Source organism: Lutibacter sp. Hel_I_33_5, from assembly GCF_007827455.1.
Classification (GTDB): domain Bacteria; phylum Bacteroidota; class Bacteroidia; order Flavobacteriales; family Flavobacteriaceae; genus Polaribacter.
In genome coordinates, this window is record NZ_VISM01000001.1 from 1,479,383 (window position 1) to 1,494,304 (window position 14,922).

The following is a 14,922-nucleotide window of genomic DNA, read 5'->3' on the forward strand; positions in this document are numbered from 1 at the left end:
AAAGTACTGTGGTAAAAAACAAGTAAAAACTCATTAAATATTCACTAAAGTACTTCTATAAGTATCATCATATATTAATCCTGATTTAGCAATGGCAAATGCTTGTTTTAATAGTTTATTACACACCGCTATTAATGCTAATTTTTTACTCTTTCCTTTGGCAACTATTCGTTCATAAATTTCTCTACAAGCCTTGTTGTATTTACAAGCATTAAAACTGCACATAAATAATAAATTTCGAAGCTTCTGGTTGCCTATTTTACTTATTCTGGCTCGTCCATTTATACTACTTCCACTTTGTCTAATTACAGGAGTTAATCCAGCATAACTACACAATTCACTTCCGCTTTTAAAACGATCAAATCCATCTGTTAAAACAACTAGCATTAGCGCTGTTTTATTTCCAATTCCAGGTATTGTTTTTAAGCGTGTTAAAACATCTTGATGTAGCTTTCTTACTAAAATTAATAATGCTGCTTCTACCTTTTCTATTTGTTTTGTTACCTGTCTCAAACTACTTTTTAATGAGCTCGTAACTACTTTACTTGGATTGCCCAAAACTTCTTCTCCATGTATTTTGTTTTTTAACATAGTACTCTGTTTTGTATACACAGAAAGAAGTCTTGTCATTTGTAAGCATTCTAACTGATGTTTTGAATTACCTTGCCATAACTTTAATTCAACTTGTTTTGCATACTCACAAATCAATCTTGAATCGCTTTTATCTGTCTTTATTTTTGATAACTTCATCTGGATAAAGCGTTTCACCGACAGAGGGTTTTCTACTGAAACTTTTATACTGTTTTCCTGTAAAAAATAAGCCAACCTGTAATGGTAATAACCTGTAGCTTCCATTACACAATGACTATTGTAATCTAGATGTTTTACAAATTTTTTAAATCCAGTTACATTGTTTTTAAACTGATAGTAATTACCAGAAGAATCTGTAACATCAAATACTAAATGACTAATGTCTATTCCAAAATATTTAATATCTTTATTCATAAGAAAATGTTTTAACGAAAGGACAACCTACGCAAGTTTCAACGACTTAAAATCGAGGTCTGAAGCCTCATAAAACTGTACGAAATCTGTGTAGAAAAGAGAGGGGATTTTCAATGTTGACGAGATCAATAGTCTCTCCGTATATAATAACCTTAATCCTCTCTTCTGTGCTTTCTAATTTATATTGCTTAATTTAACCTTTTTATTAAAATGCTAACTTAAGACGTGTATAATTCATTGCTAGTACTCGCCTACTTACGAAAATCCTCGCAGATTTTCTATTCGGTTTATATTTGCTAATTTAGTTGCTGAAACACGCAACGAAATCATACACAAACACGTTGTGCTTCATTATAACCAACAGCTAACCTATGATAAAATTCTTTAGAAAAATTAGACAAAAACTGCTAACTGAAAATAAGTTTAGCAAATATCTGATTTACGCAATTGGAGAAATCATACTTGTCGTTATTGGAATTTTGATTGCGCTTCAGATTAATAATTGGAATGAACATCGTAAAACAGCTAAAGAACTACAAAGTTACTATCAACAAATACTAATTGAAATCAATCAGGAAAAACAGTATATAGATAGAGAATTATATAGACTTAATAAAAGTATTGCAACTTACGAAGCTTATACAGAATATATTAAAAACTCTGAATTAAAACCTAATGAAATAATTCAGGAACTTGGAAAAATTGAATTAACATTTTCATATTTAACTTTTAGCAATGAAACAATAACTTCGTTAGAGACAACTGGAGAGATAAAGTTAATTCCAGAAAGTATAAGAAATAAACTAATTGAATCTAAAAGACTTAAAGAAGTACTTATTAGTCAACAAGCTGGAAACGACCAATTGTATTTAGAAGGGCAGAAAAAGGCTTTTGAGCTTGGTTTTAATAGACTTTTAAAATATACAGAACCTTATCAAGGGATTAATGTTAATAGAAATACTACGGAAATAATCTTAACTCTTGAATATGCTTTCGGACTTAAAAACTATACTGAAAATGATAAGATTAGAATGCTAAATGGTTTGTTAGAAAATATTATGGAATTAGAAGCAATGATTAGAAAAGAACAAAAATAAATAACGAAAGCACAACAATGTGTATAATTCATTGCTAGTTAAAGCCTACTTACGAAAGTCCTCGCGGACTTTCTATCTGTGATTTATTTGCTAAATTTAGTGCTTAAACACGCAACGAAATCATACACTAGACCGTTAGCAAAAATTTAAAACCAACTGAAATGAACAAAATAATTCTAACATCATTAAGCATAATTTTTGCTTTTAATTCAATTTTCGGGCAGACGAACGAAGATAAATATGCGAAAGATGTGCAATCAATAGATGCAATAATTAATGCATATTATGATGTTGTTTCAGGTTCGAGTAGTGACCCTTGGGAATTCGAAAGAGATAAATTTATTCATTCAGAAAATGCTGTAATCACAAGATTGGACGAAAATGGAAAAGCGGAATCGCATAGTCTTGAAGCGGAATATATACCAATCGGATTATCACCGAAAGAGGATTTTTACGAAAAGGAACTTAAAAGAAAAGTGAGCAAATACGGAAATATTGCACAAGTTTGGAGTGCATTTGAAATACGAACTGACCCAAATACGGAATCTAATATTAGAGGACTGAATAGCGTTCAACTTCATTACGAAAATGGAAGATGGTGGATAGATAGTTGGACTTGCGAAATGGAATCTGAAAAAAGTTCTGTGGTGACTGAATTTATGAAGAATGAATAAAAAAACTTTTGCTAACAAAGTACTGTGGTAAAAAACAAGTAAAAACTCATTAAATATTCACTAAAGTACTTCTATAAGTATCATCATATATTAATCCTGATTTAGCAATGGCAAATGCTTGTTTTAATAGTTTATTACACACCGCTATTAATGCTAATTTTTTACTCTTTCCTTTGGCAACTATTCGTTCATAAATTTCTCTACAAGCCTTGTTGTATTTACAAGCATTAAAACTGCACATAAATAATAAATTTCGAAGCTTCTGGTTGCCTATTTTACTTATTCTGGCTCGTCCATTTATACTACTTCCACTTTGTCTAATTACAGGAGTTAATCCAGCATAACTACACAATTCACTTCCGCTTTTAAAACGATCAAATCCATCTGTTAAAACAACTAGCATTAGCGCTGTTTTATTTCCAATTCCTGGTATTGTTTTTAAGCGTGTTAAAACATCTTGATGTAGCTTTCTTACTAAAATTAATAATGCTGCCTCTACCTTTTCTATTTGTTTTGTTACCTGTCTCAAACTACTTTTTAATGAGCTCGTAACTACTTTACTTGGATTACCCAAAACTTCTTCTCCATGTATTTTGTTTTTTAATAAATTGCTTACTTTTAGCATAACATAAACGCAACAAAGCTTATACCAAACCGTTGTGCCCAATTAAAAAATTCCGTTTCATTAGATAATTCAGAATAAATGATTGTATCTTTGATAGTATCAAATGATATTATCATAAATGAAACCACCCTATAAAATAACATCTTCTATTTTAAAATTAATAACTTCTATTTCAGAAAAAATAGGAGAAGTAAATGCTAATTTATTAAACAGACCTTCACCTAAATTGAGAAAACAGAATAGAATCAAAACTATTCATTCTTCTTTGAAAATAGAAGGAAACACACTATCAGTAGAGCAAATAACAGCACTTCTTGAAAACAAAAGAGTTATTGGTCCTAAAAAAGATATTCTTGAAGTTTTAAATGCAATTAAAATCTATGAAAACTTAGAAGATTATAATCCTTCAAATGAGAAATTCTTTTTAAAAGCACATCAAAACTTAATGGAAGGTTTAATTGAAAATTCTGGAAAATATAGAAATCAAAGTGTCGGAATTGTAAAAGGCTCAAAAGTTGAGCATTTAGCACCACCTTTTGAAAATGTTCCATACTTAATGAAAGACCTTTTTGAATATTTGAAAAAGTCTGATGAAATTGAATTAATTAAAAGTTGTGTTTTCCATTACGAAATGGAATTTATACATCCATTTTTGGATGGAAATGGTAGAATGGGAAGATTATGGCAAACTTTAATTTTAATGGAAAAATATCCAATCTTTGAATTTTTGCCTTTTGAAACTCTAATCTGTAAAGACCAGGAAAAATATTATAAATCTTTAGCTGAGAGTGATAAATCAGGAAAGTCAACTAATTTTATTGAATATATGCTAAACGTTATTGATATTTCAATAAGTGAACTATTAGATTTCAATAATCGAACGTTAAATGAAAAAGATAGATTAGACTATTATGTTTCATTAAATAAAACTGAATTTACAAGAAAAGATTATATGGATATTTTTAAAGATATTTCTTCATCAACAGCAAGTAGAGATTTAAAGAAAGGAGCTGAATTGGATTTATTTGAAAAAATAGGAAAAAAAAATAAGACAATCTATCGTTTAAAATAACTGGGCACAACAACATATATAATATATTGCTGTTTCTAGCCTACTTACGAAAATCCTTGCGGCTTTTATTTGTCAGTAATTATTTACTAAATTAGTTGCTGAAACACGCCACTATCATACACAAAAACGTTAAAGTACATTAAAAATTGTTAGTTTATAAGGGAAATCAAATCAGTTGTGTTTTTCGTTAGAAAACTTTCCACTATTTTTGCCTTGTGAAAAAGTATCCTACAATTATATTTTTATTTTTTTCTATTATCTTTTGTTTTGGACAAAAAAAAGATACCATTTATTTCAAAAACGGGATAGACAAGCCTAGTATGCTAACAACGCATCATTTTGGAATGTTTAGTTCACGTATTAATCATAATTTTAAAGAGATTGCACCAAAAAGAAGCACGCTTAGTTTTAATTATGAAACTGGAAATTCTTTTCATCCATTTGTTGAAGGTTATTATCCAAAAGACCCCAATATTAGAAAACATTTAAGTCAGGTTATTTGGCATGATAGACGTTTTAATTTTATAGATCAGCAAACAACACCGGCTGAATATACCAATATTATAATTGATGCTGTTTTTAAAAGTTTTAGAGTCGACTTTAATACTGCTTTATCTGAAAATCATGAACTCGGCATTTCACTTCGCTCCTATTTAGCTACAAAAGGAAATTACCCATTTACTTTTTTCATGTCTGATGAAAGCATTGAATGGTTTCATAGCAATGTTGCTGGCGGCGAGGATCCTTTTGGAAGAAGATATTATGGCTTAAATCAAGTAAACATAAAATATACCGATAGAAACGGCAACGTATTAGAACTTAATGAAGGAGATTTTTTTGGTCTAGGAATTGAGTTTAATCATTTTTATTATCCAACATTTATTAATAAAAACAAAAAAGATATTCGTGTTAATTTTGGTTCTCACTTAGGAATTAACACCTCAAAATTTAATCCATCAATAGATATTGGAATTTCAGCAAACGGAATTAAAAAATGGACATTAAAAAACAATAATGAATTTAGATTTGCCTTGGGAGGGAGTATTTTAAGAAAAAACCTTATCAATTTTAAAACAGTAATTGATTTAGGAAACAGACCCTACCTTTTTACAATTGAACCTCAAATTGAATATACAAAATACACTCGAAAAAACAATTATCATTCTTTTGGCGTTCATTTCCAGCTACAAACTAGCTACAATAAAGCATCTGAAAGAGACTATTATTTTTTAGTAGGTAAATGGCAGGAAATTCATTCTGGCTGGCAAAACGGTGTAGAAAAATTACATGAAGGACTACAAGTTTGGACATTTTTATACACTTATGGAAGAGAGAATTTCACACTTTCATTATTTCTTAAAGAAGATTTATTTTTAAACAATGCACCAGATGGTCAAACAGGAATCAGTTTAAAAATACCCATTTTTAAAAATTAAGAATTGTATTTTTGCATACGTATATGCAAAGAACAATTCGAACTTTTTCCGTTGAGAATATTGGCAACTTTAAACAAAATCTTTTAGTTTGGTCTCAAAATTTCGACACTGCACTGTTATTAGATTCAAATAAATATCAACAAAAATATTCATCTTTTGATTGTGGGTTGGCTGTTGAAGAATTCACTTCTATAAAAACTGATTATCATAATGCTTTTGAAAAATTAAAAGAATATCAAACCATAACTAATGATTATATCTTTGGTTATATTTCTTATGATGTAAAAAATGATGTAGAAAATCTTTCTTCTACTAATTTTGATGGATTAGACTTTGCTGATTTATACTTTTTTCAACCGAAAAAAATTATTTTTATAAAAGGAAATACTATTGAATTTCATTACTTAAAAATGGTTGATGATGAGATTGAAAATGATTTCAAAAACATTCAAGATTCTAAGCAGCAGAAAATTATAAATTCTTGTAAAGACATCAAAATAAAGTTAAGGATTCATAAAGATAAATATCATCAAAAAGTAAGTAAAGTTTTAGAGCACATTTATAGAGGTGATATTTACGAAGCTAATTTTTGTCAAGAGTTTTATGTTGAAAACTGCACAATAGATCCATATAAAGTTTACGAACATTTGAATCAAATTTCAGAACCACCTTTTGCAACTTTTTTAAAAATTGATGATAATTTTTTACTATCTGCTTCACCAGAACGTTATATAAAAAAAGAAGGGACAAAAATTATATCTCAACCTATAAAAGGAACTGCAAAACGATTTATTAATAAAATTGATGATGATAAAGCTGCTTTTGATTTAGCACGTGATGAAAAAGAAATATCAGAAAATGTAATGATTGTAGATTTAGTAAGAAACGACTTATCTAAAACAGCAAAAAAAGGATCTGTAAATGTGGAAGAACTCTGCAAAGTATATTCTTTTAAACAGGTTCATCAATTAATTTCTACTGTTGTTTCTGAAGTTGAAGAAACCACTCATCCTATAGACATTATTAAAAGTACGTTCCCGATGGGAAGTATGACAGGTGCCCCAAAAGTTTCTGCCATGCAAATTATAGAAAAACTTGAAGAAACTAAAAGAGGATTATATTCTGGTACTGTTGGTTACTTTACTCCTACTGGTGATTTTGACTTCAATGTAGTCATAAGAAGCATACTTTACAATCAAGAGAAAAAATACATTTCCTATTCTGTTGGCGGAGCAATCACAGCAAAATCAACTCCTGAAAAAGAATATGAGGAATGTTTATTAAAAGCCAAAGCAATGAAATATGTTTTGCTAAATTCTGATTAAACTTTTAGTTATATTTACAAATGATTCTTAACAAAGAAGAAAAATTTAAACATGTTTTTGATACTCTAAAAGAAAAACAGACCGAACAAAGCATGTTCAATATGTTTTTAGAAAACTATCCAGAAGATTGGAAACAATTAAAAATTACGTTCTCTAAATTTAATAGAAGTAAACAATTTGGCAAAACAATTCCGTTACCAAAACCCGAACAATCTTTACGAAAAGAAATTAGAGTTTGGCTTAAAAAACAACACTTATGAAACATTCAGAATTTACTTTCAATATTTATAAAACTGATTTTTCAGGTCAAATTTGGGAAGCAAAAAGTACAAAAGCAGTTGTAGTTTTAGTGCACGGAATGGGCGAACATGTTTCAAGGTATACGAGTTCTGTAATTCCAAAACTACTAGAAAATGAATATTCTGTTGTTGGTTTCGATCATTTTGGACATGGAAAAACTTCAGGAAAAAGAGGTCATAATCCAAGTTATGATGCCGTTTTAGAAAGTATTTCTGAAGTAATCGAAAAAGCGAAAAACTCTTTTCCAAACAAACCAGTTTTTTTATATGGACATTCGATGGGAGGAAATACAGTTATTAATTATACACTTAAAAAAGATAATGAAATAACTGGAACAATTGCAACAAGTCCGTTTTTAAAACTTGCCTTTCAACCACCAAGTTGGAAAATTTCTTTAGGAAAAATCATGCAAAAAATTGCTCCTTCTATTACTTTAGGAAATGAATTAGATGCAAATGATATTTCAAGAGATAAAGTTGAAGTTCAGAAATACATTGACGATCCTTTAGTACATGATAAAATAAGTCCGAACTTTTCTCTAACCTTTATAGATACTGGAAAATGGGCAATAGAAAATGCTGCAAATTTAAAAACTCCAATGAAATTATTTCATGGAACAAGCGATAAAATTATCGATTTTAAAGGATCCGAAGATTTTACTAAAAAAAGCAAAAAAGCTTCATTAAAATTATACGAAGACGGATATCACGAATTGCATAACGATCTTTGTAAAGATGAAATGCTTCAAGATGTTGTAGATTGGTTAAATTCTCAACTTTAATTTAAAGTCGTTCTGAACTTGTTTCAGAATCTCACATGAAATTTAGATTCTTGTTTTTCCAGGAATGACAAGCCAACTAAAATCCGTACTTTTGAAACTGAAAATGCTTCAGGAATTTCAAAAACATATAGACACTAATTTCCCTTTTCTAAGGGATAAAAAATTACTCATTGCTATTTCTGGAGGATTAGATTCTGTAGTGTTAACAGAGTTATTACACAAACTAAATTTTGATATTTCACTAGCGCATTGCAATTTTAAACTTAGGGAGAAAGAGAGTGATTTAGATGAAGAATTTGTTATTTCTCTGGGTGAAAAACTAGATTTAAAAACATTCGCAATTCAATTTAACACCGAAGAATATTCCACAAAAAATAAAGTTTCTACACAAATTGCAGCAAGAGAATTACGGTATTCATGGTTTGATGATTTAATTGAAGAACATCATTTTGATTTCCTTCTAACCGCGCATCATGCAAATGATAATTTAGAAACATTTTTAATCAACTTAACTCGCGGAACAGGTTTAGATGGCTTAACAGGTATTCCTGTTATTAATGGAAAAATTGTTCGTCCACTTTTAGTTTTTTCAAGAGAAGAAATCACGCATTATGCTACTGATAATAAAATTGAATGGCGAGAAGATAAAAGCAATGCTTCAACTAAATATATTCGTAATAAAATAAGACATCAAGTTGTCCCTATTCTAAAAGAAATTAATCCGAGTTTATTAGAAACATTTGCAAAAACTTCAGAAAACCTTCAAGAAAGCAATCAAATTATTGAAGACAGCATTGAAAAAATTACTTCTGAAGTTATAGAAAAAGATTTCTCGTCTGAGCTCGAAATGATAAAAGTTGATATCAAAAAAATAAAACAGCTTTCTAACCCAAAAGCCTATTTATATCAACTTTTAAAAAGCTATGAATATACTGAATGGAATGATGTTTATGGTTTATTAGATGGTCAATCTGGAAAACAGGTTTTATCAAAAACACATAGATTGATAAAAGATAGAGAGTTTTTATTATTAACTAAAAAAAAACCTTTCGACTGCGCTCAAGGAGACAAATATTATATTGCAAAAGATGAATTAGAAATTTCTAGTCCAATTCATTTAACTTTTAAAGAATCAAATCAGAATTCATCAGCTGAAAAAAACTGTATTGATGTAGATAAAGATTTGTTAAAATTTCCATTAATTGTAAGAAAATGGCAAAAAGGTGACTATTTTTATCCTGTTGGAATGCAAGGAAAAAAGAAGTTGAGCAAATATTTTAAAGACGAAAAGTTTTCGTTGATTAATAAAGAACAGACTTGGTTACTTTGCAATAATGACAATGATATTATTTGGATTATCAACAAAAGACAAGACCGACGTTTTAGCACAAATAAAACAACTGAGAACAAAATAGAAATTACTTTTAAATGAAACAATTAACCCTCATATTTTTTCTACTCTTTAGTATTGTTTCTTTGGCACAAACAGAAGATAACCCAATACTTTTAACTACATCATTAGAAAAAATATCCGATACAGAATACGATGTTGTTTTTAACGCAAAACTGCTAAAAGACTGGTATTTATATTCACAATACAATCCAGATAATGCTTCTCTACCTATTATAATTAGTATAACAGAAGGAGAAACCGGCTATCAATTAGTTGGGAAAGCTAAAGAAAGTGAAACATTAAAAAAGTATTCTGACACTTGGGAAAAAGAAGAAATTGTTTTTAAAGACAAAGCTACAATTACTCAAAGAATTCAATTAACCAATAAAGAGATTAATCAAGTAAAATTAAACTTTTTTGGCCAAGTTTGTGAAACTGCTTGTATAAATATTGATGAAGATTTTATTGTTTCTTTAACTGGAGGTTCAACAAAACAGGATGTAACTATAGACAAAAGAAGCAAGGAATTATCTAATAAACTAAAACTTGATTTAAAAAATACAGCATTATTAAAAAATGGATCAGACTCTGATTCGGATGAGAAAAGCGGTTTATTTAATATCTTTTTCTTAGGGTTTATCGGTGGATTATTAGCCTTATTAACACCTTGTGTTTTCCCAATGATTCCCTTAACAGTTTCGTTTTTCACCAAACAATCTCAAAATAAAAGCAAAGGTATTCTCAACGCCATTTTATATGGCTTATTTATTGTTTTAATTTACATTTTATTGAGTGTTCCCTTTCATTTTTTAGATAATTTAGATCCTGAAATATTGAATAATATCTCAACAAATATTTGGTTAAACATATTCTTTTTTGCCGTTTTAGTATTTTTTGCAGGCTCATTTTTCGGGTTTTACGAAATTACATTACCAAGTTCTTGGGGAAATAAAATGGATTCAGCTTCCTCAGTTGGTGGAATCATCGGTATCTTTTTCATGGCATTAACCTTAGCTATTGTTTCCTTTTCTTGTACTGGCCCAATTTTGGGATCTTTATTAGCAGGGTCATTAACATCCGATGGCGGCGCATATCAACTAACAGCTGGTATGAGTGGTTTTGGATTAGCGCTTGCGTTACCATTTGCATTGTTTGCATTGTTTCCTAGTTGGTTAAATTCGTTACCAAAATCTGGTGGCTGGCTAAATACAACGAAAGTTATTTTAGGCTTTTTAGAATTAGCTCTAGCTTTTAAATTTTTATCAAACTCTGATTTAGTTGGACATTGGGGAATTTTAAAACGTGAAGTTTTTATCGGAATTTGGATACTCATTTTTATAGGTTTAGCCTTATATTTATTAGGGAAAATAAAATTCCCTCATGATTCTCCAATCAAGAAACTATCTTTTTCAAGAATAAGTTTTGGTGTGTTAGTAATTGCTTTTGTTATTTATTTAATTCCTGGAACACTTAAAAATCCGACTTGGAATTTAAGTTTATTAAGCGGTTTTCCTCCTCCACAATTTTATAGTATTTATGATCAAGAAAATGATTGTCCTTTAGGGCTAGATTGCTATAAAGATTGGGATACTGGTTTAGCTAAAGCTAAAGAAACCAACAAACCAATTTTATTAGATTTTACAGGTTGGGCTTGCGTAAATTGTCGTAAAATGGAAGAAAATGTTTGGAGTGATCCATCAATTTATAAATTATTAAAAGACGATTATATTTTGATTTCTTTATATGTTGATGATAACGAAGAAAAACTTCCAACAAATGAACAATTTGACTTTTTAAGAGCTAACGGAAATATCAAAAAAATAAAAACGAAAGGTAGCAAGTGGGCAACTTTTCAAGCGTTGAACTTTAAAACAGCTTCACAACCTTACTACGTTTTAATGAGTCCAAATTTAGAGATTTTAAATTCACCTCAACAATACACCGATAAAACAACATATTACAATTGGCTGAAAGAAAGTTTAGACTCTTTTAAGAAGGGAAATACTGGCATAAATTTTGATGATAATAAAAATCTAAACATCAACTAATTATGAATAAAACTACACTTCTTTTCTTAGGACTTATTTTTACTTCTTCATCGCTTTTAGCGCAAACAAACAACTCTAAAAAACTACCTATTAGTATCTATACATTTAACAAAATCACAAAAGATAATTACGGATTTGCATCAATTAATAAAAGATTAAACATTAAAGAATATGATTTTGCTTTTGTTGATTTTTTCGACATAGAAAACAACCTTTTTACTTTTGATTATAAAAATTTTGGTAGAGATGCTAATACTTTTAATGAAGATGATTTAAAAAGGTACCAGAATACAAATTTCACTAAAAAATTCTTGTTAAAAAACGACCCAACAAGGTGGAATTTACATAATTGCAACAACAGAACTCAGTAAATTACTGTTTAAAAAAGCACAAAACACAGCTTTAATCATTAAATAATAACATTTTTTAATCAAAAAACGCAATCTACATCGATTTCGTAAATTATTAAAGACTAAATCTAACAACTTCTCTATCTGTGAAGTATTTTTGTAAGACACGATTTTAAAACGAAAATGATGTCTGCACAACCGAAATTAAAAAGGTTTAACGAAAACGTACTATCAAAATATCAAATTTACAATAGTATTTTCATGACCTTACCTTTTGATGCTATTGGAAAAACTGGTGTATTATTACCCCTTTTTCATGCTGTTTGTAAAAAAGGGTTTGCACAAGGTAAAAATCCATCTGAAATAGTAGATACTTTTTTTAAGAAGTATCAAGAAAATCCAACAGAAAAAGAAAAAATAAGTTTACTATTTAAATTTATTCAATATATAGAGCGTCAAGTAGTTTTGTTTGATGCCATTGAAGATGCTGCGTTTCCTATTGTAAATAATATGGATGGAATTGGAACACTTAGAAATTCTAAAGAGATTGCACTTTCTAAAGATAAAAAAGAAGAGTTAAAAGAATACTTAGAAGAATTTAAAGTTCGTGTAGTTTTAACCGCACATCCAACCCAGTTTTATCCAGGAGCAGTTTTAGGAATTATTACAGATCTAGATAAAGCCATCCAAAACGATGATTTATTATTAATAAAAAGTTTATTGGTTCAACTTGGAAAAACACCTTTTTTCAAAAAGAAAAAACCAACACCATATGATGAAGCAGTAAGTTTAATCTGGTATCTAGAGAATGTATTTTATCATTCAGTAAGTGAAATTTACAACTATCTACAACAAAATATTTTTGATGGAGAACCTATGGAAAATGAGATTGTTGATCTTGGTTTTTGGCCAGGAGGTGATAGAGATGGAAATCCTTTTGTAACAACAAAAATTACTATTGATGTTGCAGAACGTTTACGCCAAACAATTCTTAAAAATTACTATAAAGACATAAGAAATTTAAGAAGACGTTTAACGTTTACAGGTGTTGAAGAAATTTTATCTAGATTGGAAAAAAGATTACTAAAACATGTTCGTAAGAGTTATGAAAAAGTGAACTTTTCTCAACACGTATTATTAGAAGAATTACACGCTATAAGAACTATTTTAATTGATGAACATCAATCGCTATTTTTAGACGAATTAGATGATTTCATCAACAAAGTAAATATTTTTGGTTTCCATTTTGCAACCTTAGATATTAGACAAGATAGTAGAGTTCATCACGATGCATTTACACAGATTGTTACAGATTTAATTGCATCTGGAGATGCAACTTTTCCAAAAAATTATTTAGATCTTTCTGCTGATGATCAAATAGCAGTTTTATCTAAAGTGAAAGGAAATATAGACACGTCTATCTTAACTGATGAAATGTCTGTAAAGACCATCGAATCTATTTTTGCTTTAAAGAAAATTCAATCTAGAAACGGAGAACGTGGCGCTAACAGATACATTATTAGTAACAACCAAACCGCATTAAATGTTATGCAAACGTTTGCTATGCTGAATTTATGTGATTTTGGTGACACTCTTCCAGTAGATGTAATTCCACTTTTTGAAACGGTTGAAGATTTAGAAAATGCTGAAGGTGTGATGCGTCAATTATACTCTAATCCAATATATAGAGCACATGTTTCACAAAGAAAAGACAAGCAAACTATTATGCTAGGTTTTTCTGACGGAACAAAAGACGGAGGGTATTTAATGGCAAACTGGGGTATTTTTAAAGCCAAGGAAGCCTTAACAAGAATTTCTAGAGAATTCGGAATTACGGTTATTTTCTTCGACGGTCGTGGTGGACCACCAGCACGTGGAGGTGGAAAAACACATCAATTTTACGCTTCTTTAGGCCCAACGATTGAGGATAAAGAAATTCAGTTAACCATTCAAGGGCAAACGATTAGCTCTAATTTTGGAACCAAAGATTCGTCTCAATTTAATTTAGAACAATTATTAAGTTCTGGGATTAAAAATGAGGTGTTTACCAAAGATCAGATTACTGATAAAAATAGAATTATCATGAATGATTTATCTACTACAAGTTATAAAACCTATGTAGATTTTAAAAATCATCCACAATTTTTACCGTATTTAGAAAAAATGAGTACGTTAAAATATTATGCAAAAACTAATATTGGTAGTAGACCAAGTAAGCGTTCTAATTCTGACACTTTAGATTTTTCTGCGTTGAGAGCAATTCCGTTTGTTGGTAGCTGGAGTCAGTTAAAACAAAACGTACCTGGATTTTATGGTGTAGGAACTGCGCTTAAAAAATATGAAGATGCAGGTGAGTTTGATAAAGTTGTTGAGTTTTACAATACGTCTGATTTCTTTAAAACGTTGTTAGAAAACAGTATGATGAGTTTAACAAAATCGTTCTTTGAGTTAACTGCTTATATGGCGAATGATGAAGAGTTTGGAGACTTCTGGAAACTAATTTTTGAAGAATATAAAACAACAAAACGTTTACTTTTAAAATTAGCAGGTTATACAGAATTAATGGAAAATCATCCTGACGGAAAAGCATCTATTGAAGCTAGAGAGCAGATTGTTTTACCTTTATTAACCATTCAACAATTTGCGTTAAAGAAAATTCAAGAATTACAGAAAGAAAAACCTAATTCTAAAAAAATAGCAACTTTAGAAAAAATGGTGATGCGTTCTTTATTCGGAAATATTAATGCGAGTAGGAATTCAGCTTAAAATAGATTCCTGCCTACTCAGGAATGACAAACAATAAAAATGCCAGCAAC

The 14,922-nt window shown here is 29.5% G+C and carries 12 protein-coding genes and 1 pseudogene; 11 read left to right on the top strand and 2 right to left on the bottom strand.

Features of this window, described 5'->3' with window-relative positions:
- Positions 1-33: 33 nt before the first annotated feature.
- The gene (locus tag OD91_RS06630; RefSeq protein WP_144894406.1) at positions 34-1,005 is read right to left on the bottom strand and encodes an IS110 family transposase; all 972 of its coding nucleotides are present in this window, start codon (positions 1,003-1,005) and stop codon (positions 34-36) included.
- Positions 1,006-1,376: 371 nt separating this feature from the next.
- On the opposite strand from OD91_RS06630, the gene OD91_RS06635 reads away from it, so the two are divergent.
- On the top strand, positions 1,377-2,102 hold the full coding sequence (locus OD91_RS06635) for a DUF6090 family protein (protein WP_144895603.1): 726 nt from the start codon (positions 1,377-1,379) through the stop codon (positions 2,100-2,102).
- Positions 2,103-2,263: 161 nt separating this feature from the next.
- Positions 2,264-2,776, top strand: coding sequence for a hypothetical protein (locus OD91_RS06640; RefSeq protein ID WP_144895604.1), 513 nt, complete (start codon positions 2,264-2,266; stop codon positions 2,774-2,776).
- Positions 2,777-2,825: 49 nt separating this feature from the next.
- Here OD91_RS06640 and OD91_RS06645 read toward each other — a convergent pair.
- Positions 2,826-3,389, bottom strand: a pseudogene (locus OD91_RS06645) (IS110 family transposase); the annotation flags it as partial.
- 130 nt (positions 3,390-3,519) lie between these two features.
- Between OD91_RS06645 and OD91_RS06650 the strand changes: the two are divergent.
- The 9 genes from OD91_RS06650 (at position 3,520) to OD91_RS06690 (ending at position 14,872) form a co-directional block, all read left to right on the top strand.
- Positions 3,520-4,473, top strand: a complete 954-nt coding sequence (locus tag OD91_RS06650; protein WP_144895605.1) for a Fic family protein — start codon at positions 3,520-3,522, stop codon at positions 4,471-4,473.
- Between the two features lie 320 nt (positions 4,474-4,793).
- Positions 4,794-5,909 carry a hypothetical protein gene (locus OD91_RS06655; RefSeq protein WP_144895606.1) on the top strand — a complete coding sequence of 372 codons (1,116 nt, stop codon included), beginning with the start codon at positions 4,794-4,796 and terminating at the stop codon, positions 5,907-5,909.
- Between the two features lie 23 nt (positions 5,910-5,932).
- On the top strand, positions 5,933-7,234 hold the full coding sequence (locus tag OD91_RS06660; protein WP_144895607.1) for an anthranilate synthase component I family protein: 1,302 nt from the start codon (positions 5,933-5,935) through the stop codon (positions 7,232-7,234).
- 20 nt (positions 7,235-7,254) lie between these two features.
- Entirely contained in the window at positions 7,255-7,494 is a 240-nt protein-coding gene (locus tag OD91_RS06665) for a hypothetical protein (protein WP_144895608.1), read from the top strand.
- A complete protein-coding gene (locus OD91_RS06670) occupies positions 7,491-8,315 on the top strand; it encodes an alpha/beta hydrolase (RefSeq protein ID WP_144895609.1) in 825 nt (274 codons plus the stop codon). Before OD91_RS06665 ends, OD91_RS06670 begins: the two co-directional genes overlap by 4 nt.
- 91 nt (positions 8,316-8,406) lie before the next feature.
- Positions 8,407-9,747, top strand: coding sequence for a tRNA lysidine(34) synthetase TilS (tilS, locus tag OD91_RS06675; RefSeq protein WP_370511742.1), 1,341 nt, complete (start codon positions 8,407-8,409; stop codon positions 9,745-9,747).
- Positions 9,744-11,756, top strand: a complete 2,013-nt coding sequence (locus tag OD91_RS06680) for a protein-disulfide reductase DsbD (protein WP_144895610.1) — start codon at positions 9,744-9,746, stop codon at positions 11,754-11,756. The genes tilS and OD91_RS06680 overlap by 4 nt, the downstream gene beginning before the upstream one ends.
- Positions 11,757-11,758: 2 nt before the next feature.
- Positions 11,759-12,127 carry a hypothetical protein gene (locus OD91_RS06685; RefSeq protein WP_144895611.1) on the top strand — a complete coding sequence of 123 codons (369 nt, stop codon included), beginning with the start codon at positions 11,759-11,761 and terminating at the stop codon, positions 12,125-12,127.
- A 165-nt stretch (positions 12,128-12,292) separates the two neighbouring features.
- Positions 12,293-14,872 carry a phosphoenolpyruvate carboxylase gene (locus tag OD91_RS06690; protein WP_144895612.1) on the top strand — a complete coding sequence of 860 codons (2,580 nt, stop codon included), beginning with the start codon at positions 12,293-12,295 and terminating at the stop codon, positions 14,870-14,872.
- Positions 14,873-14,922 lie beyond the last annotated feature (50 nt).